Here is a 23,715-nt window from a genome sequence, read left to right as displayed (position 1 = left end):
TCCCGGTGGTGGGTACGTACAGCCGACAGTGCGAGTCAGTCGGCGCTCACCCGACAGCCCTCGGCGGCGTACTCGACGTTCTCGATGGAGTCGATGGGGTCGTCGCCACAGACGGGACAGTCGGGGTTCCGCCTCACGGGGACCTCGTCGAACGTCATGTCGGCGGCGTCGTAGACGAGCAGTCGCCCGTCCAGTACCTCGCCGAACCCCAGCACCAGCTTCATCGCCTCGGTGGCCTGGATACACCCGACGGTGCCGGGAAGCACGCCCAGAACCCCGGTGGTCGCACAGTCCGCCACGGCGTCCTCGGGTGGGGCCTCGGGGAACAGACACCGGTAGCACGGCCCGCCCTCGGCGGGGAAGGTGATCGCCTGGCCCTCGAACTTGTAGATCGCGCCGTGGGAGAAGGGCGTCCCCGAGAGGGTGCAGGCGTCGTTGACCAGATAGCGCGTCCGGAAGTTATCGGAGCCGTCGACCACCACGTCGTACTCCGCGATGAGGTCCTCGACGTTCTCGGGTTCCACGCGCAGTTCGTGGGTTTCGACGGTGATATCGGGGTTGAGTCGCTCGACGTATCTTCGAGCCGACTCGACCTTCGGCTCGCCCACGTCCGCGTCGCCGTGGACGATCTGGCGCTGGAGGTTCGAGCGCTCGACCACGTCGGCGTCGGCGATTCCGAGGGTTCCGACGCCCGCAGCGGCCAGGTACTGGATGATCGGCGCGCCCAGTCCGCCCGCGCCGATGACGAGGACGCGGGAATCGAGGAGTTTCGCCTGTCCATCCGGCCCGATCTCGTCCATGATGATGTGTCTGGAGTAGCGGTCCAACTGCGTGGGGTCGAGCGAGAGGTCGGCCATACCGTCACTCGGGTGCGGCGGCTAATAAGCGCGTGGCAAGAAGTAGCGAACGCGCTATCCGTTCCGGCTCGGGCGGGTGTGTTCCGTCCCTTTGCCCTTCGTGCCGAGCCCGCGGTTCTGCTGGCCGGCGCTCGTCAGGCCGCGCAGCGCGCGGTTGCCCTGGCTGTCCTCACAGATCCACGAGAGGTCGTCGTCGTTCTCGATCGCGGGGTGCTCGGGGTCGACGAGGATCACCTCGAACCACTTCTGGGAGCCGTCCTGGCCGACGCCGTAGGAGTTGAGCACGCGCAGGTTGCGGAACTTCCGCGTGGCCCGTTCCTCCGCGACGCGCTGGAGGTTCTTGTTTCGCGTGACGCGGTTGACGCCCTGGCGTTTCGACCGGCGTCCGGCCTTGTGGCGCTGTTTGCGGGCGGTGCCCTTTCGCACGCTGACGCGCGCGAGGACGATCCCCTGTTTGGCCTTGTAGCCCAGTTCGCGCGCGCGATCGAGGCGCGTCGGGCGCTCGATGCGTTCGATGGCGCCCTCGGTGCGCCACTGCTGTTTTCGCTGCCACTGGAGCTCGCCCAGCGCCCCCTCCTTGGGGTTCTTCCATGCCTCTCGGATGTGTGAGTAGAAGCTCTTTGCCATGGTCATCACCACGGGCGTCGAGTGGTTCAGTCCGCGGCTCGCGCGGACCACATCCCGGCCTGTGTCCGCACGCGGCGTCTCACAGGTGCCCGCTGGTGCCCGTCGTCCAGCGAGTTACCTGCTCTACCGCCGAACGGCGTTTAAGCCCTTCGGATCACTCCACGACGGCGGTTTCGAGCCAGCCGGTGAGGAGTTCGACCAGCACGGTCGCGAAGCCGCTCGACTCGCTCCAGAACGCCGCCTCCTGGTCCTCGCCGTCGCCGCGGACGCTCAGCAACACCGCCCGATCGTCGACCACGAGCATCCGGGCGGTGCGGACGTTCCGGAGGACCTCGGGCGGGGCGTGGACCGCGACGGGGGCGTCCTCGAACAGCGCCCGGACCTCGGCGTCCTCGCTGACGATCACCACCTCGACCCCTCGCTCCGCGGCCTCGCGGAGCGCCTCCCGGAGCGACTCCCGCGCCAGCCTCGGCGCTCCCGCCCCGAAGACGACCCGCTCCTCGGCCGTCCGGATCAGGTGTTCGATCCGGTCGCTGACGTGGTCGACGCCGTTGACCGACCAGATGTCCTCGCGTTCCTCCGGGCCCGGATCGTGGCGCTCGCGGACCTCCGCGAGGTAGTCGAACGCCTGCGTGCGCTCGCGTTCGAACCGCTCTTCGAGCAGTTCCTCGGCCTCCGCGAGGCTCACCGGCCGGTACTGCATCGGCGTCGAGTGCTGGACCTCGATCAGTCCGCGTTCGGCGAGGCTCTCGGCGGCACCGTACACCTGCGAGCGGGGGATCTCCGAGACGCGATAGACGTCGCGTGCGGTCCCCGTTCCGAGCGTCTGGAGGGCGATGAACACCTTCGCCTCGTAGTTCGAGAGTCCGAGGCGCTCTAACGCGTCGAGTGCTGCCGTTTCGTCGGTCGTCATGGATACCCGCTTCGTGTACGCACATCACGGACGTAGAAGGGTATTCCGATTACTCGCGGACCGCCCGCCCCCGCAGGGTCGGCGCGACGGGTGGGAGACCGACAGGGACGCGCTGGAGCGTCTCGACCCGGAGGTCGGGGTTCGAGACGAACGCCGCGGGCGTCTCCCGGTCGAGACGACAACCCCCCGCCGCACGCCGCCAGCAGGGCGTCAGCGCCTCCTGCACCCTTGCCCGCCACCCCTCCGCGCGGACGTGTTCGAGGAATCGACACTCGCCGCCGGGCGCGAGCACGCGTGCGATCTCCGCGACGCTCTCCTCGACGTCCGATACCGAACAGAGCACCAGCGAGACGACGACCGCGTCGAACGAGGCGTCGGGGTACGGCAGCGACTCGGCGCGTCCCTCCCGGATCCCGATCGAGCAGTCGAGGTCCGCGGCGCGGCGTTTCGCCCGTTTTCGCATGTGTGGATCCGGTTCGAGCGCGTGGAGGTCGAGGTCCCGACCGCAGAGGTAGGGGAACATCGCGCCGGTCCCGCAACCGAGGTCGAGAACGCGCCCCGACAGCCCCTCCGTGAGCCACGCGCGTTCCGGCCGAAGCCGTCGTTCCGCGACCCGCGTCAGCGGGTCGTACAGCGCCGCGAAGAGCGGGTGTCCGTCGTCCATGGATGGGGAACGGTCCGGGATCGCTTCACGATACCGGGATCAGTTCCACGGCGCGTACTCGCGGTCGATGAGCCGGTGTTCGCGCTCGATGGCGTCGATCCGCTCGATCTCTTCGTCCGTGAGCTCGAGGTCGCGGGCCGCGAAGTTCTCGCGGATGTGCCCCGCGCTCGTCGAGCGCGGGACGACCGCGACGTTCTCCTTCGAGAGCAACCAGGCCAGCGAGACCTGTGCCTCGCTCGTCCCGTGGGCCTCGGCGATCGACCCGAGGACGGGGTCGTCGAAGACTTCCCCGCGCGCGAGCGGGCAGTAGGCGACCAGCCAGTGGTCGTGTTCGACGGCGTACGCCCGGAGTTCCTCCTGCGGGAGGAACGGGTGACACTCGACCTGGTTCGCGAAGATCGGCGCGTCGAGGATCCCGCGAGCCTCCTCTATGGTCTCGGGCTCGAAGTTCGAGACGCCGACGTTGCGGATCAGCCCCTCGTCGTGGAGTTCGTCGAACGCGCCGAGCGTCGTCTCGGGGTCGTAACAGCCGACGGGCCAGTGGACGTACAGCAGGTCGACGTACCCCGTCCGAAGCCTCTCGAGGCTCTCCTCGACGGAGTCGACGATCGCCGACCGCGAGGGGCCGGGAACGTCGACGTGGACCGTTTTGGTCGCGAGGAACACCTCCTCGCGGGGGACGCCCGAGCGGGCGATCCCCTCGCCGACGTACTCCTCGTTCCCGTAGACCTGCGCCGTGTCGACGTGTCGGTATCCCGTTTCGAGGGCCGCCTCGACACATCCGGCCCACTGCTCGCGGTTCGTATCCGAGTAGGTCCCGAGCCCCATCCGCGGGAGGTCTCCAGCCATACCCCATCCATCGCCAGCGGCACAATCAAGCTACCGACGGCGGCCGACCCTCCACGAGTTCCGAACGTCAAAACTCGTGCATGGATTTCTCTACGATACTATCACGGATATTATTTATCAGGTCAAGAAAATGTGTTGGATTCAGTGCCCGAATCGGTCACTGGCCAGTAGTCATCGAAGGGGAATTAGGTTGGTAGATAGAGAGAATGCCTCTTTCAGCCCGCATATTTATAATAAATTGAACAATAATATTCAATATGAATGAGTACACCAGACCGTCACTCCGAAATATTGCCCATAGCGCCGCTGCACTGGCTGGTTTGACTGGCGCAATCGGGTTCATGGCTTTGATGGGCGTGTTTGGGCCCGTTTCCTGTTGGACCAGTCAGTCGGGAAGTGGCGAGGCGACCAGCAGCGGCGAGGTGACTACTACTACCAGCGAAGTCACTCGTGGCTGTGGGGCCGGGATTGACTACTTGCTCGGTAGTGCCGGCGGGAACGCCCCGGTGCTGTTCTTCTGGGCGGTAGTTCTAATTGGACTCGTTGCTCTTGGAGGGAGCGCTGCTTGGGCCGGACACCGGCGCATAACGTGGGTTACGGCACTGGTCGGCGCAGTCATCTCGGTCATCGGACTCATGAGTATTGGGTGGTATTTCATACTCCCGACGCTGTTCCTGCTGGCCGCCGCACTATCACTCACTATAGATGCCCACAGAAGTGCCGACCGGGGACCGTCGGCAGAGATTTGAGGGGCATCAAATCAGTGACAGCCATCGCGAGGGCGAATAGTGTCAGTATCTGATGAGGATTCTATAATCAATACGCACGAACTATCGAGCGACTGTTTCACTCAAGAACCTATGAATTGAAGCAACTCTATCGCTGAATACCCTCTCTGTAGTAGGCCCGCACTTTTGACAGGACTTAATCATTATTCTCAGCCGATCGACTGGATCACTTTCACTCCGCTTGACGGGGCTTTTTGACGATAGGAGTACTGGGGTAAAACACGCTGGCGAGAGTCGCGTGTGTTGCACGAGAATGACTCGAATAGGAGTAGATACAGCGAGTACTCCATTCCAACGCGCCGCCCGTGACCTACTGGAATCCAATCCTGATGCAACGCCGCTTGATCTCGCAACGAGCCTTGATTTTCTCATCTCTAACGACGATGACGCTCATCCCAACTGGCATCCATCATCCAAACCATTCGAGGCGATGGTTCGAGCATACTTTCTCCGACACCTCACCGGGTGGTCTGACCGCAAGACGATTGATACCATCACGGAAGACATAGAGACGGCGACCGCATTCGGCTTCGAACCAGACGAACTTCCAAGCCGTTCAACCCTGACCAGAGCGAGGAATAATCGGCTTTCAGAAGACCTCAAAGACTCGCTCAAGCGGAAAGCAGAGTGGATTGAAGCGCACGTTCAAGCAACCGGCCATCCACTCAGTACGGGGGCGCTTGCTCCTGAAGATAAGGGTAATCATTCTCATCGTAGTGTGAATCGCTTCATCGGTGACAAACTCGATAGCGTTCCGCGTGAGATGGTCAATCTCATCGCTGACGAATGGAGTGACTGGATGCCTCTTCGAGCGTCAAACGCTCAATACCACCTCAATTCGTTTATTGAAACGGAGTGTACGATGGGATTGACGCGTACTGCTGCCAAGCAGGGTTCGGAAATCTACAACGATAACACCGACCGAAATGGTGGCGGCCCCGGTGGAGGCATCTTTGTAGAGTACATGAAGCGGTTAGAACGGTCTGACGTACTTCGGATGCTTCATAATTCGACTGGGTTGATGCTCAACACGGCGAAACGACATCTCGAATTCGAGCGCCCTGCGACTGTCGCTATCGATATTACGCTCCTCCCATTCTACGGTGATACTGACCACGCGAGACAGAGCGAGTGGATTGTGGATACGCGCGAACGGCCAGACACGGAGTACGATTGGAGTTACAGGTACGCGACGATCGCCATCGTGGGAGAGAATGTGAAGTTCATGCTCGGGTTGAAACCAGTTCACGAAAATGACAATATGGGAATTCTCGTTGAGGAACTGCTTGACAAAGCACTCCACCACGTCAGTATCGATACCGTGTACGCAGACAGTGCGTTCGCATCTGCCGATGTGTTGAACACACTCAACCAGCGCCCGGTTAGATACGTCATCCCAGTTCCACTGAACTCCCGTATCAAAAATGACATCCATCGGATGGGGCATGATGTTGAGGTGGCTCACGAGTACCCGATTCACGGGAACGTACGAGGCGGGGCCACGAATGAGAAAGTGAGAACGACCCGTGTGTTGCTCCCGTCTATCAAGAGTGAAGACGATGAAGCGGGCACTGTCGCGTTCTACACAAATTTGGACGTAGACGATGGACTGGAAGTTGAACGCGAACGGACTGAAAAAACCATCAATAGGTATCGTCGGCGGTGGGGCATTGAGAGTGCGTATCAGTCGCTGAAAACGTTCCTTCCGTGGACTTCCTCGAAGGAACCCGTAGTTCGATTGTTCCACTTTGCGTTCGGGATACTACTCTACAATATGTGGCGACTTATCGACTTCCTGATTCAGTTGAGTATTGACGAGGTTGAAGTGCGGACGAAACCGCGTTTGAAGGCTAAGCGATTCATCAACGCGGTGAAATCGCGCAAACTTCTCGCGTAATCCTGCACTCGCATACTTCTATTCCCCATTTAAAAGACACAACGAACACATAGTAACGGTTTTCAGTGATTCTCCTGCCGGGCGGAGCAACACGCTGCAGTTCCGCTCTTCCCTGACTGCTCGTGCAGAGAAAAAGCCCACATACTGCACGAAACTGGACACATTCGGAACACGTGACCCTCGATTCTATATCGTCGCATGTGATTCATCGCGGGTCCTCGCGGGGCTTTTAGGCGCGTCGCTCCTACCGGAGCCAATGGCACGAAACGTCGCGAGCGTCATGCAGGACCTCGCGCCCGAGGACTTTCACCTCCTCTCGGGTGTCGAACACGGGATGCGATTCAGCGAGTGGGTGAACCGCGAGAAGCTTCCGCGGTTCTCGCGTCTCACGCCCGAGGAGGTCGACTTCCGACTGAATCGCTGTCTGGATCGCAAACTCGTCGAACGGAAGACCATCCAGTACGAGGGGGTTCGCCTGCGGATGGACGGCTACGACGCCCTCGCACTGCGAACGTTCGCCCAGCGAGGCACCATCGAGGGATTCGGCGTTCCGCTGGGCGTCGGCAAGGAAAGCGACGTCTTCGAGGTCCAGTCGTACCGCCCGATGGCACTGAAGTTCCACCGCGAGGGCTATACGAACTTCAGGGAGGTTCGCCGCGAGCGCGATTACACCGCCGAGAAGGAGCACCTCTCGTGGTTCTACACCGCTCGAAAGGCCGCCGAGCGCGAGTACGAGGCCCTCGAAGCGCTCTATCCCGACGTTTCGGTCCCTCGTCCCGAGGACCAGAACCGCCACGCGCTGATCATGGAGAAAATAGAGGGCGTCGAACTCTCGCGGACGAAACTCGAACCCGAGCAGGTCCGCCCGATCCTCGATATGATCCTCCGGGAACTCACACGGGCGTACGAGATGGGCTACGTCCACGCCGACATGAGCCAGTACAACGTCTTCGTGAGCGAGGAGGGAATCACGATCTTCGACTGGCCACAGGCGGTCCCCGCCGACCACGAGAACGCGGAGGAGTTCCTCGGACGCGACGTCCGCAACCTGTTCGGGTATTTCGAGCGAAAGTACCCCGGAAAAGTCCCCGAAATCGACGAGAGCGAACTCGTCGCCGCCGTTCGCGAGGGATCCTTCGAGCGCCTCGCCGACCTCGAATAAACCCCATACGGCGATACATAATCTGTGGGAATCGTCGCTCCTCGACTACTCCGATCACCCCCACCTCTCCGGGGGACGTGAGCGACGATGGCTCGCTCCGACGACCACGAGCAGGCCAGTGCCCACGGCCACCGCGGCGCTCGCGAAGACCCCTCGTATCCCGAAGCCGGCGACGACGGGGCCAAAGAGAACCGGCGAGAGGAACTGGCCGATATAGCCCGCCATCGCCACGTAGGAACTGAACCGGCCCTGATGCTCCCGCGGAACGAGTTCCTCGACCCACAACAGGACGGTGGGGAAGACCAACCCCTGCCCGAGGCCGTACAGCACCATCGGGACGACCGCCAGCAGCGCGGAGGTAGCTGTGGTGGCGAGCACGAACGCGACCGTCCAGAGCCCGAAGGCGATCCCCGCGAGTTCGTGGTACTCGAAGCGGTTCCGGATCCGGTCGTACAGCGCGGCGCTCACCCCGCCCGAGAGCCCGAGCACCGACAGGTAGAGGCTGATCACGACCGGTGTCTCGATCCCGAACCCCTCCAGGAGTGGCGGGTAATAGACGACGTTCGCGTACAGCAGCAGGTTCGTGAGGAACATCAGCCCGTAGACCGCAACCAGCAGCGGCGTCGAGCGGAGGATCTCGAGGACGGAGCGCTCGCCGACCGGCCCCGCGTCGCTCGCCGGGGACACGTCGGGAACGGTGAGCGCCGCGAGGATTCCCAGGGGGAGCCCGAGCAGGTAGACCCCGAACGGGAGTTGCCACGCGAGCGTCCCGAGCGCGCCGCCCAAAAGCGGCCAGACCGCCGCGCCGACGCTGTTCGCGCTGCCCCGAAGCCCCATCACCCGGTCCTTTCGCGAGTCCGCATAGAGACCGTAGATCAACACCGTGATCGAGGTGTAGATCAGCGCGACCCCGACCCCCAGCACCGCACGCGAGATCAGGAGCGGGACGAACGACTCGATCACCAGCCCCGCCCCGCCCGCGAGCGCGTAGAGGAAGAGGCCGGCGATGTAGGGCACTCGGGGACCGATCCGGTCGATCAGCGCGCCGACGAACGGGCTACAGAGGACGATGAACAGGCCGTGGGTCGTGATGATGAGGCCCGCGAGCGACGGCGAGACCTCCAGTGCAATTCGGATCTCGTTGGTGATCGGGCCGAGGATCGCCCCCGCCATCACGGTCAGGGTCGCCGAGGCGACGATCACCCAGAGCGCTCGATCCGCGGAGCGGTCCATCACCGCTCGCCCTCCGGGGTACTCCCAGGTTCCGACAGGCCCGCTCGAGCGACTCGGCGAACGCCTCCCGCTCGGCCTCGGAGAACCCCGCCGTGAGCTCCCGGTCGATGCGCGCCTTCAGATCCTCGATCTCGGGGCGGAGCGCCTCGCCCGCGTCGGTGAGGTACAGCAGCTTTCGGCGCCCGTCGTCGGGGTCGGGACGGCGCTCGACGTAGCCCCGTTCTTCGAGGCGGGCCACGACTCGCGCCAGCGCGCCCTTATCGAGCCGATGGCGCTCACAGAGGTCCGTCTGGGAGACCCCCTCCCGCTCACAGAGCGCGAACAGCACCCGATACTCGCCCCGTCCGATTCCGTGCTCGTCGAGCCCCGCCACGATCCGCGCGCTCAGCGCGCGACCCGCGAGCGAGACAAGCCTCGCCAGATGCGCACCGGCCATGACGCCGATTCGTTGCCCCGGCAACTAATCGTGTCGATCGGTTCACGACGCCCGTGTACGGTCCCGTACCGTGTCATTCATTCCCAGTGCTTGCCGCTGAAACCGATGGGTATACCCCCCTCGCACCCATAGGAAACTCCCAATGAGTCGGGATTTTATTGAGGTCCGTGGAGCAGAGGAACATAACCTCAAGGACCTCGACGTGTCGATCCCCCGCGAGCAGTTCACCGTCGTCACCGGGCTGTCGGGGTCGGGCAAGTCCTCGCTCGCCTTCGAGACGATCTACGCCGAGGGCCAGCGCCGGTATATCGAGTCGCTGTCCGCCTACGCCCGGAACTTCCTCGGGCAGATGGACAAGCCACAGGTCGAGTCCGTCGAGGGGCTCTCGCCGGCGATCTCGATCGACCAGAAGAACGCCGCGAACAACCCCCGTTCGACCGTCGGCACCGTCACCGAACTCCACGACTACCTCCGCCTGCTCTACGCCCGGATCGGCACGCAGTACGACCCGATCACGGGCGAGGAGGTCGGCGAACAGAGCGCTCAGGACATGGTCCGAGGGATCCTTTCGTTACCCAAGGGCACGCGGGCGATGATCGCCGCACCGGTCGCCCGCGACCGGAAGGGCGCGTTCGAGGACCTCTTCGACGAACTCGTTTCCGAGGGGTATTCCAGAGTTGAGGTCGACGGCGAGGGCTACGACCTCACGCTCGATCGACCCGACCTGGACAAGAACTACGACCACACGATCGACGTGATCGTCGACCGGATCGAGATCTCGCCGGACGCACGGGCGCGGATCGCAGACAGCGTCGAGACCGCGCTCGACGAGGCCGACGGCGTCCTCAAACTCATCGTTCCGGACCCACCTGAAGGAATGGATCTGGGCTCGAACACCCGCTCGACGGGGTCGCTCGGCGGTGAGGGCGACGACCGGGTCACGATCGAGTTCTCCGAGGAACTGGGCAACCCCAACAGCGACTTCCGCTTCTCCGAGATCGAGACTCGCTCCTTTTCGTTCAACAGCCCCTACGGGGCCTGCCCGGAGTGCGAAGGACTGGGTAAGACGAAGGAGGTCGACGAGTCGCTCGTGGTTCGGGACCCCGGAAAACCCCTGAAGAACGTCTTCGAGCCGTGGAGCTACAAGCGCTCGTACTACAGAACGCGGATCGACTCCGTGGCGGAGCACTTCGGCGTGAGCCCCTCGACCCCGTTCGAGGAGCTCTCCGACGATATTCAGGAACAGTTCCTCTACGGGACGGATCGACGGGTGGTGTTCAAGCGCTCGACGCGAAACGGGACCCGGCGAAAGGAAAAGCGCTTCGAGGGCGTCATCCCCAACCTGCAGCGCCGCCACATCGAGACGGATTCGGACTCGACGCGCGAGCACATCGAGGACTACATGGCCGTCACCGAGTGTCCCGCCTGCGAGGGCACCCGCCTCAAGGAGCAGTCGCGTCACGTGCTGGTCGACGGCACCGCGATCACCGAGGTCAACCGGATGTCCATTGGCGACGCCCTCTCGCACTTCGAGGGGATGGAGGCCGCTCTTACGGAGCGCGAGTTGACCATCGCCGAGGAGATCTTGAAGGAGATCCGCGCGCGGCTCGGGTTCATGGAGGAAGTCGGCCTCGAATACCTCACCCTCGACCGGGAGGCCGCGACCCTCTCCGGTGGTGAGAGCCAGCGCATCCGCCTCGCCACCCAGGTCGGGAGCGGGCTCGTGGGCGTGCTCTACGTCCTCGACGAACCGTCCATCGGACTGCACCAGCGCGACAACGACCGCCTGCTCGACACCCTCGAAGGGTTGCGGGATCTGGGCAACACCCTGATCGTCGTCGAGCACGACGAGGCGACGATGCGCCGGGCGGACACCATCGTCGACATGGGGCCCGGCCCCGGAAAGCGCGGCGGCGAGGTCGTCGCACAGGGCGACTTCGAGGACATCTGTGCGGCCGAGGAGTCGATCACCGGCGACTACCTCTCCGGTCGGAAGTCGATCCCGGTGCCCGACGAGCGCCGAGGGTTCGAGGAGACGCTGACGGTCAGGGGCGCGCGCCAGCACAACCTGAAGGACGTGGACGTCGAAATCCCCGTCGGAGCGTTCACGGCGATCACGGGCGTCTCGGGGTCGGGCAAGTCCACCCTGATGTTCGAGATCCTCTACAAGGCGCTCGCCCGCCGGATGAACGACAATACATCGGTCGATCCCGGCGACCACGACGACGTGGAGGGGATCGAGAACATCGAGAAGGTCCGCCTGATCGACCAGTCGCCCATCGGGCGTACTCCCAGATCGAACCCCGCGACCTACACCGGCGTCTTCGACTACGTCCGTAAACTGTTCGCCGAGACCAGCCTCGCGAAACAGCGGGGCTACGAGAAGGGGCGGTTCTCGTTCAACGTCAAGGGCGGGCGCTGTGAGGAGTGTGGCGGGCAAGGTACTGTAAAGATCGAGATGAACTTCCTCTCGGACGTCTACGTGCCCTGCGAGGCCTGCGGGGGCTCGCGGTACAACGACGCGACGCTCGACGTCGAATACAAGGGGAAGACGATCGCCGACGTCCTCGACATGAGCGTCGAGGAGGCCCTCGACTTCTTCGAACACGACACGCGGCTCACGAGTCGCCTCCAACTCCTTTCCGATGTGGGCCTCGATTACATGCGACTGGGCCAGCCCTCGACGACGCTGTCGGGAGGTGAGGCACAGCGCATCAAACTCGCCGAGGAACTCGGCAAGCGCGACACCGGCGACACGCTCTACCTGCTCGACGAGCCGACCACCGGCCTCCACAGCGAGGACGAGCGAAAGCTCATCAGCGTTCTCCAACGACTGGTCGACGGCGGCAACTCCGTGGTCGTCGTCGAACACGAACTCGACCTCGTGAAGAACGCCGACCACATCGTGGATCTGGGTCCCGAGGGCGGCGAAAACGGGGGAGAAATCGTCGCCGAGGGCACCCCCGAGGAGGTCGCCGAGATCGAGGCCTCCCACACGGGCCGCTATCTCCGGGACCTGCTGCCCGCGGTCGACATCGAGGGCCCGCGCTCGGACGAACGAAAGCCCGCACTCGCCGACGACTGACCGCCGATCGGTGGCCGCCGGCGATTTCGCCCGCCATCCGAACGGTTATTCCCCTTTCCGTGGTCGGTTCGCCGGGAATGGTCCCCTTCGAGCGGCCCCGAACGCGGATGCTCGCGGTCGTGAGCGTCTCGCTCTTTCTCTCGGTCCTCGTCTGGTTCAACTACTCGGCGGTGTTGCCGCTGATCGTCGCCGATTGGGGGATCTCGGGCACGCGTGCGGGGATCGTCTTCGCCGCGTTCCAGGCGGGCTACCTCGCCGCGATCGTCCCCGTGGGGATGCTCGTCGACCGTCGCTCCCCGCGGTGGTCGATCGCGGTCGGCGCGACGGTCACCGGCGGGGCGAGCCTCGCGTTCGGCCTGTTCGCTACCGGATTCCTCTCGGGCACCCTCCTCCGGTTGGTCGCCGGGGTCGGCATGGCCGGCGTCTACGTCCCCGGGATGCGCTTCGTCGCCGAGTGGTACCCCGAGACAGCACGGGGAACGGCGATGGGCGTCTACGTCGGCACCTTCTCGGCGAGCAGCGGGCTCTCCTTCCTGCTCGCGGGGTCGGTCGCCGCCGCCCTCGACTGGCGGACGGCGGTCGTCGCGACCAGCGTCGGCGCGCTCTGTGTCGCGCCGCTCGTCCTCGTGGCGGGCCACGACGCGCCGGACGCCGAGCGAACGGGCGGCGGGGTCGACCTCGCGGTGCTCCGCAACCGCCCGTATCTCGCCGCCGTCGGGGTCTACTCGTGGCACAACTGGGAGCTGTTCGGGATGCGAAACTGGCTGCCCGCCTTCCTGATCGCGGCGCCCGCCCTCGCGGCGACGCGCTCGCCCGAACTGCTCGCCGGGACGCTCGTGGGCGTCGCGGTGGCGCTCGGCGGTCCCGGGAACCTGCTCGGCGGTGCGCTCAGCGACCGGGTCGGACGCCTCCGCGTCGTCGCGGTCGCGCTGGCGACGAGCGGGCTGATCAGCGCGACGCTCGGGCTGTTGGACTGGCTCTCGCTTCCCGCGCTCGTCGCGCTCGTGTTCGTCTACGGCGTCGCCGTCACGATGGACAGCGCGCCGACCTCCACGGCGATCACCGAGATCGTCGCGCCCGAGCGGATCGGCACCGCGCTGTCGATCCAGTCGTTCGTCGGGTTCAGCACGACCGTCGTCTCACCGGTCGTCTTCGGGTGGGCGCTCGACGCCGGCGGCTACGCGCTCGCCTTTCCGACGCTCGCGGTCGGCGCGCTCGCCGGCCTCGTCTGCGTCGGCGCGCTTCGATACACGTCCCGCGGGGCACGCACCTGATCGCCCTCACCGCTTTTGTCCGTCGACCCCCTACCCATCGTCATGTCGACCGTCTACGCGGCCATGCGGGACACGCTGCTCGTCGCCAGCGAGGAAGCGGGCTGGGAGGCGGAGCGTCGTCTCGGAACGCACGACCTCCAGTGCGTCGCCGTCTCGCCCGAGGTTCCCGAAAGGGTCTTCGTCGGCACCTTCGAGGGCGGCCTCCTGCGGAGCGCCGACGGCGGGCGCTCCTTCGAGCGGGTCGGCCGGTCGATCGACTCGGATCGCGTGATGAGCGCGACGGTCAGCCCACACGACCCCGAGGAGGTCTGGGTCGGCACCGAACCCAGCGCGGTCTACCGGTCGCGGGACGCGGGCGAGAGCTGGGAGCACGTCGAGGGAATCGCCGACCTCCCCTCCGAACCGGAGTGGTTCTTCCCGCCCAGGCCCGACACGCACCACGTCCGGTGGATCGAACTCGACCCCCACGACTCCGGTAGGATATACGTCGGGATCGAACTCGGGGCGCTGATCGTCAGCGACGACGTCGGGGGGACGTGGCGCGAGCGCCCCCCTGGGTCGCGCCGTGACAACCACTCGCTCGCGACCCATCCCGACGCCCCGGGCCGGGTGTACTCGGCGGCGGGCGACGGCTACGCCGAGAGCCGGGATGGCGGCGAGACGTGGACCCACCCCCAGAACGGGTTGGCGCATCGCTACTGCTGGAGCGTGTGTCCCGACCCGGCCGACCCCGACACGGTCCTCGTCTCGAGCGCGAGCGGGGCGCGTTCGGCGCACTCGGTCGACGCGGCCGACGCGTACGTCTACCGCCGCCGCGACGGCCGGTGGGAACGCCTCGACGACCGCGGGCTTCCGACCGGCGAGGGCGTCGTGCGGGCGGTACTCGCGGCCCACGAGGGTGGGTTCTACGCCGTGAACAACCGCGGGCTGTTTCGCTCGACGGACGATGGCGATTCCTGGGAGCGCCTCCCGGTCGACTGGTCCCCGGCGTTCGAGAACGGGGCCCCTCGCGGGCTGGCGGTCGTCTGATACTGGCGGTCGTACCCCGTGAACCGAGTGGAGCCACGACGGGCGCGACTCGTGCCGTTGCCCGTCGACTCCGGGCCGCAGGTCACGCTCCCACGATCGACGGTATGAAAAGCGGGTCGGGCCGGATCAGAGGCACCTGAATCCGAGCGAACCCGGCCGACCATCGGCGTTCGAGCCGTATCAGTGTGTCTGATCGCCCCATTATTGGTGACGTTCGATCGGGTTTTCGTCGTTTCCGCCGGCCCCGGGACCGCGAAGGTATTTAGCCGTCGATCCGGTACTCACGGTCGAATGTACGACTTCGTCGTGGTCGGGGCCGGCCCCGCCGGTTCACGCTTCGCCCGTCGCGCCGCCGAGGAGGGCTACGACGTGCTCGCCCTGGAGCAGGGCTCGGTCGGCAAGCCGTTGGCCTGTTCGGGCCACGTCAGCACCGACGTCTGGGAGTACGCGCCCGACGGCGCGCGCGAGGACCTCCTCCAGAACGAGATCACGGGCGCGCGATTCTACCTCACGGGTCCCGACGACCCCGAGGGCGAGGCCTACCCGTTCTACACCGACGAGCCGATCTCGAACGTGATCGACCGGGTTGGACTCGACGAGCACCTCGCGGCGGCCGCCCGCGAGGCCGGCGCGGACCTCCGCGAGCACCACACCGTCACGGGCGTCACGGAGGAGGACGACCACGTCGTCGTCTCGGCGAGCACGCCCGACGGGAGCGCGCAGTTCCGCGCGCGCATGGTCGCCGGCTGTGACGGCCCCGTCTCGCGCACCCGCCGCGACCTCGGGATCGACGAACCCGGCGAACTCCTCCACGGGGTGCTGGGCTTCGACGCGACGGCGGACCACGCCGACTTCGTCGACGTCCACCTCACGACCCCGCGCTTTTTCGCGTGGCGGATTCCCCGAGGAGAAGCCGGCGTCGAGTACGGCCTGGCCGCGCCGCCGGGACGCGAGGTCCGCGACCTCTTCGAGGCGTTCACGGACGACTACGGCGTCGAGACCGCGGACTTCTGTTCGGGGGCGATCCCGATCGGGCCGCCGAAGCGGGTCACGAGCGAGCGGGGCTTCCTGATCGGGGACGCCGCCGCCCAGACGAAACCCTTCACCGGCGGGGGCATCCTCTACGGGATGACCGCGGCGGACCACGCCGCCGACACCGTCGACCCCGAGCGCCCGAAGACGCTGAAGAGGTACGAGAAGGCGTGGCGCTCGGACCTCTCGCGCGAGATCCGCCTCGGGAGCGTGCTCCGGCGGGCCTACTCGCTGCCCGAACCCGTCCAGTCGGCGGGGTTGCGCGCGTTCTCGGGGGAGATCGGCGTCCACATGGACCGGCCGAGTTCGCTCTTCTCGCGCGGCCAGTTGCGGGCGCTGCTCTCGCGGTCGTAGCCTCAGGTCCGGTCGCCGACGGTGCCACAGACGACCGCGCCCGGATCCGCGACCTCCCCGCCGTCGATCGCGTCGGGATCCATGAGGAGGACGGTGTCGTCGGGCATCGACTCCTCGACCCGAAGGTCGCGGCCGAGGCACTCCGACAGGTCGTCGACGTCGTCCGCGTCCGTTCCCGCGAGAACCCTGTCGGCGTTCGCCGGCGAGAGGTAGAAGACGCGGGTGCCGGGGTCGGCGTCGAGCGCGTCGAGCAGTTCGCGAAGCGACTCGTGGCTCACCTCGTCGAGGTCGCGCATCGTCACCCGACCGGTGTTCGATCCCGACGCCTCGATCGAGTGCGTTCGGATCCGTTCGGCGAGCCGTTCGAAGTCGGTATCTCGTCCCATACGGTGGCATCGACGCCGACCCCCTTCAGCGTGGCTCCGGCGGACGCCACGTCGGTACGGGCCTCGACGGGGACGTCACTCGGCGTACTCGGGTATCCGGGCCGAACGCCCGCTCCCCTCGACGAACGGCAGTTCCGCGACCGTCGCGGACGCCCCCTCGGCCCCGATCGTCAGTTCCCCGCCCTCTAGCCCGTACTCCACGAGCGCGAACGCGATCGGCTCGCCGAGCGAGGGGCTCTCGATCGCCCGCGTCACCTCGCCGACCGCCTCGCCGTCGAAGACCGCCGTACCGCCCTCTGGAAGCGCCTCACACCGTAGCCCGACGAGCCGTCGGCTCGGTTCCCCCCGGTTCTCGACGCGGCTGATCACCTCCTGGCCGACGAAACAGCCCTTCTCGAAGTCGACGGCGTTTCGGAGCCCGAGGACGTTCGGGAGCCTCCCCTCGAGTTCGCTCTCGAAAAGCGGCGTCCCGGCTTCGAGCGTGAGCGTCTCCCACGTTCGCGTTCCGAAGGGCACGGCCCCGGTCCCGTAGTTGATCAGCGCGTCCATCACCGCCTCGCTCTCCGCGGCGCTACAGACGATCTCGTAGCCGTCCTCGCCCGTGGGGTCGTCGGCGGCGATGACGGTCACGCCCACGTCGTTGATCGACCCCCGATCGAACACGAGCGATCCCTCGGGGACGCCGATCTTGTTGAGGACGCTCGCGACCTTCTCGGTGGCCTTCGGCCCGTGAACGCCCAGAACCGAGAGGTCGTCGCTCGCCACGTCGATCCCGACGTCCTGGATGAACACCTTCTCGCGCCACTCCTCGGCCAGTCCTCGGGCACGCCCGGGCGGGGTAAAGAGCAGGAGGCGCTCGCCGGCGTTATAAATATAGAGGTCGAGTTCGATCCGGCCCTGCGGGTCACACAACAGCGCGTACCGGCCCTCGCCGTCGCTTTCAGGAACCCGGTTCGAGACGACGTTGTCGACGTACTCCACCCGGTCGTCGCCGGTGATCGTCAGGACGCCGTAGGCCATCTCGACGATCCCGACGCCGTTCCTGACGGCCTGGTGGGTTCGCTCGGGCCGGCCGTAGTGTCTCGGAACCGTCCGTCCGCCGCGCTCCTCGAAGGTCGCGCCGTGGTTCGCGTGGAAGGATTCGAGGACGGTCATCGTCGGCTCCTCTCCGTATCCATACCGCTGACTCGGGTGTCGCGCCGGTAAAACGTGGCGCTTAGAACGGCAGTCGATCGCGGAGCCGCTCGACGATCGACGGCTCCTCGCTGTCGGGATCGGGAACGACCGACTCGTCGGGCAGGATGACGGTTCGATCGCCGTTCTTCTCGACCGTGATCAGGTCCGCGCGCTTTAGCTCCCCGAGCGCGGTCTCGAGTTCGTCGATCGTCACGTCGGCGCGGGTCCGCAGTTCGAGGACCGTCATACCGCCCTCCGGTCGCTCGATCAGCGCGTCGAGGACGGCGACCTCGCTGTCCGTCCGGTTCCGGTACGCCCGCTTTGCCCCCATACCCTCCACTCCGACGGCGAGGGATTTATACTGTGGGCTGACCCGGCGTCTGGAGCGAGACCCGAAAGAGCAGTACTCTTTTGGTCCTGTCGCGGTAGGTACAGCCATGAGTCTCCGCTGTTCACTGCTCGGTCACGAATACGGGGAAAGCGAGATCGAGCGCGACCGCGAGGAACGCGGCAACGAGGTGGTCATCAGCGTCGTCGAACTCGAGCGCTGCACGCGCTGTGGCAAGGCGAGGACGATCAGCGAGAACACGGAGGTCACACAGCGCTCCCAGCCACGGCCCAGAACCGCCCAACCGGGCCCGGCCAGACCCCGACCCGAGTCCGAGTCGAGAGAGGCCGACGCCGACCCCGCGGGCCCCGGGATCGAACCGCGCCCGGAGGCCGGCCCCGAACCTGGGTCGGACGCCGGCCCCCGAGGGGACGAGCGCGAACCGACCGTCGAGGCCGACCCCGCGACCGAGGACACGGAGATCATCGAGGACGGAATCGAGGGCGAGGAACGCGAACCGGGCGCGTGGCCCGAGGTCGATGACCACGACCGGGGGGCCGGCGGCTCGTCGGGCTGGCCGAGCGTCGAGGGCGAGGACGAGGGGTTCGACGCGACGGCCCCCGGCGGGAAGACGGACCTCGACTTCGGCGGCGGCCTCACCCCGCAGGCCGATCAGGGTGCGGAGATCATCGACTCGTCCGAGGGATCGGACGCCGGGGGCGGTTCGGAGCCGACGTTCGTCAGCGCGGGCCCGACGCCCGCACCCGACCGGTCGGCCGGGGCGGGGGGCGAGACGGTGCTGTACTGCCCCAACTGCGAGGCGTCGGGCCTCGACGAGCGCGACTCGCTGCGCGCGGGCGACATCTGTCCGGAGTGTCACCGGGGCTATCTGGCCGAGCGCGAGCCCTGAGACGAAACCCGTAAATCCGCCGCTGTCGAACGGGGCCCAATGCGCGAATACAAGATGCGACGCGGCGAGCACCTCGAGGAGCGCATCCCCGACATGGAGGGGACCATCGAGGAGTACTTCGGTTCGATCACCGACACCGAGGAGTACAACGGCAGCGACCTCTACGTGGTCGACGACCCCGACAACCCGGTCTTCGAGCGGATCGTCGCCGGCGCGGTCGCCTACAGCGGCAAGAAGGACAAACTCGCCGTCCACTTCGAGGAGCGTCCGGCCGAGGACGTCATCGCCGAGGGCAACGCCGACGCCGCCGCCGACGCCGTGAGCGCGAAAAACGACTTCCTGCTCGAAGCGACGGGGAGGGACGCCCAATCCCGCCGGGAGTCGATGAAACGCGACGTGGAAGACAAGGACGCCGACGTCCCCGACGCCTAGGCCAGCGCGCGCTCGATCGCCGCCGCGACGCCCCGGGCCTTCTCGGCCAACTCGTCGCTCACGAGGCCGGCGTCGACCGCCTCGTCCAACTCCTCGCCGTCGACGCGCTCGACGGTTCCGTCGGGGTGTTTGACCACGTCGACGTGGAGGTCGACGTATCTCGCGCTTTTCGGGAACAGTTCGACGGGCGTACAGACGTTGACGTAGGTCCCCTTGGTCGCGCCCCCGCCGTCCCGGTAGGTCGTCGGATACCACCACCGCCCCTCCTTCAGGGTGGTGATCGCCACGTCGCCCGACTCGCGGGGGGTCCCGAGGGCGTCGTAGCTCCCGCCGGCGGTCATCTCGCGGCGAAGGGTGATCGAGCCCTCGGGGTCGTACTCGATCACCTCGCCGCGCCCGAGCGTGATCACCCGCCCGTCGGGTTTGCCGTGCTCCATCGCGAGGTCGTCGCCCTCCCGGGGCCCGAACTGGCTCGCCACGGCGTCGAACGGGAACTCGTCGGGTTCACAGAGCGCCTCAGCGAAGTCGACGGCGTCGCTCGCCCGGTTCGACCCCGCCTTGATCCGGTGGTGGCCCGCCATCGTGGTCGTGACTTCCCGTCGTACCTCGTCGAGCGAAAACCGGCTCTCGCGGCCGAACCAGCACCACGCGGTCGCGTACGGGTTCAACTCGCCTTTCTCGAACGCCGCGGCGAGGTCCGCCGCCCGCGAGAGGCCCGCTTCGAGGTCCGAGAGGTTCGCCTCCCGCGCACGCCGCCCGAGCGAGACGCCCCAGTTCCCAGGAACGTCGACCGAGAGCAGGTCGACCAATCCGGCGGTTTCGGCGTCGGGCGCGTCGATCCCCGACTCGCCCTCGCGAAGCGCCGCCAGACCGCTGGGGGTCCGCGCACGGATCGTCGTCGACACCCGCGGGTCGTCGTCGCTCCACGGCGGGGTCGGCTCCGTGACCTGCACGCGGAGGGTGTCGCCCTCCTCGACGTACTCCTCGCTGTCGTCGAACGGGAGGTACCCCTCGCCCCCTTCGAGCGAGACGACCGCCCCGCCGCCGCGGGTCCCCTCTACCCGCCCCTCGAAAACCGCGCCAAGCGGCGTGGGATCGTCCCAGACGAACGTGTCGCGCTCGACGGCGAGCAGCCTCCGTCCTTCCTCGACGGCCTCCGGCCCCCCCGAGAGCGAGACGCCCTGTCGGTCGCGGCTCGTGGTACAGGAAAGCTCCGCGGGGCCGTCCCCGAACTCGCGCTCGAAACGCTCGCGAATCGGGCCGGTCGCCTGGACGACCTCGTGGCCCGCCGTCGAGAACAGCCGCGTGAGCGCGGTCGTGTAGATCCCCCGGATCGTGGCCCTCATAGCGCGTCGCGCGAGGGAGCGAACCGTACCCGAGTATCGACGGTCGGACCCAGCGTGAGTTCGACGCAGTCCTCGGCGAGGACCCGCCCGCCCTCGACGGGCACGCCCCAGGTGTCGAAACGGAGATAGCCGCGGACGTCGGAGCCGTGGGTGAAGATGTCGCAGTACTCGACGGTGTGCTCGGGGAATTCGTCTCTACTGTGAGCGAGGTCCATGTCCGAGTAGACGGTGTCGTGGGTCTCGAAGAAGGCCTCCAACTCGGCGGCGTCCTCGTCGACGAGTTCGGCGACCCGATCGGAGGCCGCGACGATCGCCTCCCGGTCGAGGCCGGCCTCGCGAAGCGCCTGCTGGGTGCGCTGATCGAAGTGCATACCCGTGGTTCGGGCCCCTGTCTGTTGAGTCTGACTAGTCGTCGGCGGGTGCGGGGGTCGGCGCGTCGGCCTCGGATCGACGGGACGCGTCGTCCTCTCCCGGCGGGGCGCTGTACAGGATCCCGCGGCTGGTGCTGAACACAGTGACACGTACTCACGACCCGTGGTACTTAACGACCTCCCTCATACTGACCAATGTATACTAGGGGATACTAGCGGGGCGCGATCCGCCGGGGCCGTCCCGCACCCGGCCCGAACCGCCGCCGGAGTCCAAAAAGTTAGGGGGAATCCTCCTGTACGGGTGGTATGCAGCGAGATCCGGTCGATCGCGAGACGCGCGGCTCCCGGGACCTCTACGACGTCTCGACGTGGGAACGGCGCTCGGCGGTCGACACGCTCGCGGCGTGGCTCTATCGGGTCGGCGTCGCGGGCACGAAGGCGTTCGTGGTCCTCCTCGCGCTGGCCTTTCTGATCGCCCAGTTCGTCCTCGGGGGGCTGGGTGCGCTCTCCGATCCCGTGGTCGGGGTGCTGGTGATCCTCTCGGTGGTGCCCGCCTTCGCCATCGCCGCCTACATCTGGCACATCGACGTGACGACGGGCGAACCCCTCTCGCTGCTGGTCGCCACCTTCCTGCTCGCCGTGCTCTTCGCGATGTTCGCCGCCGTCGTCAACTCACTTCTCCAGCCGGCGTTCGGCGCGCTGCCCGCGCTGATCGGCCTGCCACTGTTCTTCTTCCTCGTGGTCGGCCCCGTCGAGGAGACGGTCAAACTGCTGGCGGTGCGTCTGTTCGCCTACCGCGACGTCCGCTTCGACGCCGTCATCGACGGGGCGGTCTACGGCGCGGCCGCCGGCCTCGGTTTCGCGACCATCGAGAACGCGATATACATCACGCGGGGCCTGGAGGCCGGCCTCGCCGGGATCGAGGTGATCGGCGCCGCGGGCGACACCGCCGCGACCCGCGCGCTCGCGGGGCCGGGCCACGTCCTCTATTCGTCGATCGCGGGCTACTACCTCGGGTTGGCGAAGTTCAACCGCGAGAACGCCGGCCCGATCGTCATCAAGGGGGTGTTGATCGCCGCGTTCTTCCACGGGCTGTACAACACGCTCTCGGGAGTCGTCCCGAGCCTGCTCGTCGCGGCCGCGAGCTGGATCACGCCCGCCGTCGCCCTGATCGGCTTCATCGTCCTCTACGACGGGCTGGTGGGGTACTTCCTCTACCGGAAGCTCTCGGCCTACCGGCGGGCCTACGCCGACGCCGGGATCGTGCGAGGCGAGGACGAACCGACCCCCGAACTCACGGAGTTCGATCCCGATACGGAGCGCTGACCCGCTCGACGTACTTGGCGATCACGTCCGCCTCGAGGTGAACGGGGTCGCCCACCGACTTCCCCGAGAGCGTCGTCTCCTCGTACGTCGTCGGGATGATCGCAACCGAGAACCCCTCGGAGAGCGCCGCGACGGTGAGGCTGATCCCGTCGACGGTGATCGAGCCCTTCTCGACGACGTAGCTCTCGACCTCGGCGGGCAGCGAGAACGCGAATCGCCAGTCCTCGCCCACCTCCTCGATCCCGCGGACCTCGCCGACGCCGTCGACGTGTCCCTGCACGAGGTGGCCGTCGAACCGCCCGTCGGCGGGCATCGCGCGTTCGAGGTTGACCCGATCGCCCTCCCGTAGCTCCCCGAGGTAGGTCCGCGAGACGGTCTCGGCGGCGAGGAACACCTCGAAGCTTCCCCGGTCGCTCTCCTCGACGGTCAGACACGCGCCGTTGACGCTCACGCTCTGGCCGCTCTCGAGGTCGCCCGCGAACCGACAGGCGACCCGCAGGCGCAGGCCGTCGTCGGCTTCGGTCCGCGAGCGGATTTCTCCTACTTCCTCGATTATCCCGGTGAACATACCTCGGCTTGGGGGGATCGACACGAAAGGGTTCCGTCGGGGACTCGTCGGCATCGATTGAACGGTCGGATGGGTTATATTCGTCGGGCGTTTACGGCCGCTCGATGGCGCATCTGGGGATTCTGGATATGATCGGGCTGGCGGCCTCGCTCGTGTTCGCCCTTCCGGTCGGCGTGTTCGGGCTGAACCGGCTTCTCGACGGCCAGACGATACTGGGCGGCGGGCTGGTCGTCGTCGCGGCGGCGATGGTGCTGCTCCCCCAGATGCTCACGACGCCGATGGACCTCCCCGCCGAGGTCGTCGAGACCGCCGTCGGAACGATCGCCAAAACGCCCGAGGAGAACGACGAACACGACCGCTCGGAGTGATCACGGCGGCTCGGCCGGCCCGCCAGGGTTTTTGGCCGCCGGCGATCAACGCGGGGCATGAAACTCCCCGGCATCATCGACATGATCCAACTGGGTTCCGGGCTGATCTTCGCCATCCCGCTGGGGCTCGTCGGCTTCGAGTTCCTCGCCATGGGTCGGACGGTCTTCGGGGTCGCCTTTCTCGTGATCGCCGCCGCGATGCTCCTCCTTCCCGAGTACGTCGCCCGCCAGGTCGGCAGCCCGCGCGAGTGGCTGCTCGGCCGGCTCCCCTTCAGGCGCGGCGATTGACGCCCCCACGGGGCAC

General features: G+C 66.5%; 25 protein-coding genes. 12 read left to right on the top strand and 13 right to left on the bottom strand.

Going from position 1 to position 23,715, the window contains the following annotated elements:
- Positions 1–35 precede the first annotated feature (35 nt).
- The 5 genes from ubaA to QRT08_RS07510 form a co-directional block, all read right to left on the bottom strand.
- Complete coding sequence (ubaA, locus tag QRT08_RS07530; protein WP_286045320.1) at positions 36–857, bottom strand: SAMP-activating enzyme E1; 822 nt, start codon at positions 855–857, stop codon at positions 36–38.
- 54 nt (positions 858–911) lie between these two features.
- The gene (locus QRT08_RS07525) at positions 912–1,484 is read right to left on the bottom strand and encodes a 50S ribosomal protein L15e (RefSeq protein ID WP_286045319.1); all 573 of its coding nucleotides are present in this window, start codon (positions 1,482–1,484) and stop codon (positions 912–914) included.
- 154 nt (positions 1,485–1,638) lie between these two features.
- Positions 1,639–2,397: a TrmB family transcriptional regulator gene (locus QRT08_RS07520; RefSeq protein ID WP_286045318.1), complete on the bottom strand. Its 759-nt coding sequence runs from the start codon at positions 2,395–2,397 to the stop codon at positions 1,639–1,641.
- 49 nt (positions 2,398–2,446) lie between these two features.
- Positions 2,447–3,061: a class I SAM-dependent methyltransferase gene (locus QRT08_RS07515; RefSeq protein WP_286045317.1), complete on the bottom strand. Its 615-nt coding sequence runs from the start codon at positions 3,059–3,061 to the stop codon at positions 2,447–2,449.
- Between the two features lie 39 nt (positions 3,062–3,100).
- Positions 3,101–3,910 (bottom strand): aldo/keto reductase, encoded by an 810-nt coding sequence (locus QRT08_RS07510; RefSeq protein ID WP_286045316.1) that lies wholly within the window; start codon positions 3,908–3,910, stop codon positions 3,101–3,103.
- Positions 3,911–4,167: 257 nt separating this feature from the next.
- On the opposite strand from QRT08_RS07510, the gene QRT08_RS07505 reads away from it, so the two are divergent.
- From QRT08_RS07505 to QRT08_RS07495, 3 genes are all read left to right on the top strand, one after another.
- Positions 4,168–4,659, top strand: a complete 492-nt coding sequence (locus QRT08_RS07505; RefSeq protein WP_286045315.1) for a hypothetical protein — start codon at positions 4,168–4,170, stop codon at positions 4,657–4,659.
- A 292-nt stretch (positions 4,660–4,951) separates the two neighbouring features.
- A complete protein-coding gene (locus QRT08_RS07500; protein ID WP_286045314.1) occupies positions 4,952–6,595 on the top strand; it encodes a transposase in 1,644 nt (547 codons plus the stop codon).
- Between the two features lie 256 nt (positions 6,596–6,851).
- Positions 6,852–7,757 carry a serine/threonine-protein kinase RIO2 gene (locus tag QRT08_RS07495; RefSeq protein ID WP_286045313.1) on the top strand — a complete coding sequence of 302 codons (906 nt, stop codon included), beginning with the start codon at positions 6,852–6,854 and terminating at the stop codon, positions 7,755–7,757.
- 54 nt (positions 7,758–7,811) lie between these two features.
- Here the strand turns inward: QRT08_RS07495 and QRT08_RS07490 are convergent, their stop codons facing one another.
- Positions 7,812–8,930 (bottom strand): MFS transporter, encoded by a 1,119-nt coding sequence (locus QRT08_RS07490; RefSeq protein WP_286045666.1) that lies wholly within the window; start codon positions 8,928–8,930, stop codon positions 7,812–7,814.
- Positions 8,815–9,426, bottom strand: a complete 612-nt coding sequence (locus QRT08_RS07485; protein WP_286045312.1) for a MarR family winged helix-turn-helix transcriptional regulator — start codon at positions 9,424–9,426, stop codon at positions 8,815–8,817. The genes QRT08_RS07490 and QRT08_RS07485 overlap by 116 nt, the downstream gene beginning before the upstream one ends.
- A 142-nt stretch (positions 9,427–9,568) precedes the next feature.
- On the opposite strand from QRT08_RS07485, the gene uvrA reads away from it, so the two are divergent.
- The 4 genes from uvrA (at position 9,569) to QRT08_RS07465 (ending at position 16,200) form a co-directional block, all read left to right on the top strand.
- The gene (gene uvrA / locus QRT08_RS07480) at positions 9,569–12,511 is read left to right on the top strand and encodes an excinuclease ABC subunit UvrA (protein WP_286045311.1); all 2,943 of its coding nucleotides are present in this window, start codon (positions 9,569–9,571) and stop codon (positions 12,509–12,511) included.
- A gap of 77 nt (positions 12,512–12,588) precedes the next feature.
- Positions 12,589–13,785 (top strand): MFS transporter, encoded by a 1,197-nt coding sequence (locus QRT08_RS07475; RefSeq protein ID WP_286045310.1) that lies wholly within the window; start codon positions 12,589–12,591, stop codon positions 13,783–13,785.
- Positions 13,786–13,827: 42 nt separating this feature from the next.
- Positions 13,828–14,814, top strand: a complete 987-nt coding sequence (locus QRT08_RS07470; RefSeq protein WP_286045309.1) for a WD40/YVTN/BNR-like repeat-containing protein — start codon at positions 13,828–13,830, stop codon at positions 14,812–14,814.
- Between the two features lie 291 nt (positions 14,815–15,105).
- Positions 15,106–16,200 (top strand): geranylgeranyl reductase family protein, encoded by a 1,095-nt coding sequence (locus tag QRT08_RS07465; protein WP_286045308.1) that lies wholly within the window; start codon positions 15,106–15,108, stop codon positions 16,198–16,200.
- A 2-nt stretch (positions 16,201–16,202) separates the two neighbouring features.
- On the opposite strand, the gene QRT08_RS07460 is transcribed toward QRT08_RS07465, so the two are convergent.
- The 3 genes from QRT08_RS07460 to QRT08_RS07450 all read right to left on the bottom strand — a co-directional run bounded on the left by QRT08_RS07460 (position 16,203) and on the right by QRT08_RS07450 (position 18,093).
- Entirely contained in the window at positions 16,203–16,586 is a 384-nt protein-coding gene (locus QRT08_RS07460) for a hypothetical protein (protein WP_286045307.1), read from the bottom strand.
- Positions 16,587–16,661: 75 nt separating this feature from the next.
- The gene (gene ygfZ / locus QRT08_RS07455; RefSeq protein ID WP_286045306.1) at positions 16,662–17,741 is read right to left on the bottom strand and encodes a CAF17-like 4Fe-4S cluster assembly/insertion protein YgfZ; all 1,080 of its coding nucleotides are present in this window, start codon (positions 17,739–17,741) and stop codon (positions 16,662–16,664) included.
- Between the two features lie 61 nt (positions 17,742–17,802).
- Positions 17,803–18,093: a DUF6432 family protein gene (locus QRT08_RS07450; RefSeq protein ID WP_286045305.1), complete on the bottom strand. Its 291-nt coding sequence runs from the start codon at positions 18,091–18,093 to the stop codon at positions 17,803–17,805.
- Between the two features lie 106 nt (positions 18,094–18,199).
- On the opposite strand from QRT08_RS07450, the gene QRT08_RS07445 reads away from it, so the two are divergent.
- A complete protein-coding gene (locus QRT08_RS07445; RefSeq protein ID WP_286045304.1) occupies positions 18,200–19,000 on the top strand; it encodes a DUF7093 family protein in 801 nt (266 codons plus the stop codon).
- A 39-nt stretch (positions 19,001–19,039) separates the two neighbouring features.
- Positions 19,040–19,432, top strand: coding sequence for a DUF5611 family protein (locus tag QRT08_RS07440; RefSeq protein ID WP_286045303.1), 393 nt, complete (start codon positions 19,040–19,042; stop codon positions 19,430–19,432).
- On the opposite strand, the gene QRT08_RS07435 is transcribed toward QRT08_RS07440, so the two are convergent.
- Together QRT08_RS07435 and QRT08_RS07430 are read right to left on the bottom strand one after the other, a co-directional pair.
- Positions 19,429–20,778: a DUF402 domain-containing protein gene (locus QRT08_RS07435; protein ID WP_286045302.1), complete on the bottom strand. Its 1,350-nt coding sequence runs from the start codon at positions 20,776–20,778 to the stop codon at positions 19,429–19,431. The genes QRT08_RS07440 and QRT08_RS07435 overlap by 4 nt on opposite strands.
- Complete coding sequence (locus QRT08_RS07430; RefSeq protein ID WP_286045301.1) at positions 20,775–21,149, bottom strand: DUF7532 family protein; 375 nt, start codon at positions 21,147–21,149, stop codon at positions 20,775–20,777. Before QRT08_RS07430 ends, QRT08_RS07435 begins: the two co-directional genes overlap by 4 nt.
- A 306-nt stretch (positions 21,150–21,455) precedes the next feature.
- On the opposite strand from QRT08_RS07430, the gene QRT08_RS07425 reads away from it, so the two are divergent.
- Positions 21,456–22,475, top strand: a complete 1,020-nt coding sequence (locus QRT08_RS07425; protein ID WP_286045300.1) for a PrsW family intramembrane metalloprotease — start codon at positions 21,456–21,458, stop codon at positions 22,473–22,475.
- Here the strand turns inward: QRT08_RS07425 and QRT08_RS07420 are convergent.
- The gene (locus QRT08_RS07420) at positions 22,444–23,043 is read right to left on the bottom strand and encodes a riboflavin synthase (protein WP_286045299.1); all 600 of its coding nucleotides are present in this window, start codon (positions 23,041–23,043) and stop codon (positions 22,444–22,446) included. The two genes, QRT08_RS07425 and QRT08_RS07420, sit on opposite strands and share 32 nt — an antisense overlap.
- Positions 23,044–23,147: 104 nt before the next feature.
- Between QRT08_RS07420 and QRT08_RS07415 the strand changes: the two genes are divergently transcribed.
- Positions 23,148–23,411: a DUF7533 family protein gene (locus tag QRT08_RS07415; RefSeq protein WP_286045298.1), complete on the top strand. Its 264-nt coding sequence runs from the start codon at positions 23,148–23,150 to the stop codon at positions 23,409–23,411.
- A gap of 57 nt (positions 23,412–23,468) precedes the next feature.
- Entirely contained in the window at positions 23,469–23,699 is a 231-nt protein-coding gene (locus QRT08_RS07410) for a DUF7533 family protein (protein WP_286045297.1), read from the top strand.
- Positions 23,700–23,715: the final 16 nt, after the last annotated feature.

The organism is Halalkalicoccus sp. NIPERK01, assembly GCF_030287405.1.
In the GTDB taxonomy this organism is placed as follows: domain Archaea; phylum Halobacteriota; class Halobacteria; order Halobacteriales; family Halalkalicoccaceae; genus Halalkalicoccus.
Note: the sequence above shows the minus strand (reverse complement) of the source record. Positions and strands in the feature narration are given on the sequence as shown.

Bases quoted from the DNA above. Each gene is read 5' to 3' on its own strand.
- QRT08_RS07495 (WP_286045313.1), top strand. From the start codon at position 6,852: ATGGCACGAAACGTCGCGAGCGTCATGCAGGACCTCGCGCCCGAGGAC.
- QRT08_RS07515 (WP_286045317.1), bottom strand. From the start codon at position 3,061: ATGGACGACGGACACCCGCTCTTCGCGGCGCTGTACGACCCGCTGACG.
- QRT08_RS07420 (WP_286045299.1), bottom strand. From the start codon at position 23,043: ATGTTCACCGGGATAATCGAGGAAGTAGGAGAAATCCGCTCGCGGACC.
- QRT08_RS07500 (WP_286045314.1), top strand. From the start codon at position 4,952: ATGACTCGAATAGGAGTAGATACAGCGAGTACTCCATTCCAACGCGCC.
- QRT08_RS07445 (WP_286045304.1), top strand. From the start codon at position 18,200: ATGAGTCTCCGCTGTTCACTGCTCGGTCACGAATACGGGGAAAGCGAG.
- QRT08_RS07505 (WP_286045315.1), top strand. From the start codon at position 4,168: ATGAATGAGTACACCAGACCGTCACTCCGAAATATTGCCCATAGCGCC.
- QRT08_RS07470 (WP_286045309.1), top strand. From the start codon at position 13,828: ATGTCGACCGTCTACGCGGCCATGCGGGACACGCTGCTCGTCGCCAGC.
- QRT08_RS07415 (WP_286045298.1), top strand. From the start codon at position 23,148: ATGGCGCATCTGGGGATTCTGGATATGATCGGGCTGGCGGCCTCGCTC.
- QRT08_RS07450 (WP_286045305.1), bottom strand. From the start codon at position 18,093: ATGGGGGCAAAGCGGGCGTACCGGAACCGGACGGACAGCGAGGTCGCC.
- QRT08_RS07465 (WP_286045308.1), top strand. From the start codon at position 15,106: ATGTACGACTTCGTCGTGGTCGGGGCCGGCCCCGCCGGTTCACGCTTC.
- ygfZ (WP_286045306.1), bottom strand. From the start codon at position 17,741: ATGACCGTCCTCGAATCCTTCCACGCGAACCACGGCGCGACCTTCGAG.
- QRT08_RS07425 (WP_286045300.1), top strand. From the start codon at position 21,456: ATGCAGCGAGATCCGGTCGATCGCGAGACGCGCGGCTCCCGGGACCTC.
- QRT08_RS07510 (WP_286045316.1), bottom strand. From the start codon at position 3,910: ATGGCTGGAGACCTCCCGCGGATGGGGCTCGGGACCTACTCGGATACG.
- QRT08_RS07475 (WP_286045310.1), top strand. From the start codon at position 12,589: ATGGTCCCCTTCGAGCGGCCCCGAACGCGGATGCTCGCGGTCGTGAGC.
- QRT08_RS07485 (WP_286045312.1), bottom strand. From the start codon at position 9,426: ATGGCCGGTGCGCATCTGGCGAGGCTTGTCTCGCTCGCGGGTCGCGCG.
- QRT08_RS07430 (WP_286045301.1), bottom strand. From the start codon at position 21,149: ATGCACTTCGATCAGCGCACCCAGCAGGCGCTTCGCGAGGCCGGCCTC.
- uvrA (WP_286045311.1), top strand. From the start codon at position 9,569: ATGAGTCGGGATTTTATTGAGGTCCGTGGAGCAGAGGAACATAACCTC.
- QRT08_RS07460 (WP_286045307.1), bottom strand. From the start codon at position 16,586: ATGGGACGAGATACCGACTTCGAACGGCTCGCCGAACGGATCCGAACG.
- QRT08_RS07410 (WP_286045297.1), top strand. From the start codon at position 23,469: ATGAAACTCCCCGGCATCATCGACATGATCCAACTGGGTTCCGGGCTG.
- QRT08_RS07520 (WP_286045318.1), bottom strand. From the start codon at position 2,397: ATGACGACCGACGAAACGGCAGCACTCGACGCGTTAGAGCGCCTCGGA.
- QRT08_RS07490 (WP_286045666.1), bottom strand. From the start codon at position 8,930: ATGGCGGGGGCGATCCTCGGCCCGATCACCAACGAGATCCGAATTGCA.
- QRT08_RS07525 (WP_286045319.1), bottom strand. From the start codon at position 1,484: ATGGCAAAGAGCTTCTACTCACACATCCGAGAGGCATGGAAGAACCCC.
- QRT08_RS07435 (WP_286045302.1), bottom strand. From the start codon at position 20,778: ATGAGGGCCACGATCCGGGGGATCTACACGACCGCGCTCACGCGGCTG.
- QRT08_RS07440 (WP_286045303.1), top strand. From the start codon at position 19,040: ATGCGCGAATACAAGATGCGACGCGGCGAGCACCTCGAGGAGCGCATC.
- ubaA (WP_286045320.1), bottom strand. From the start codon at position 857: ATGGCCGACCTCTCGCTCGACCCCACGCAGTTGGACCGCTACTCCAGA.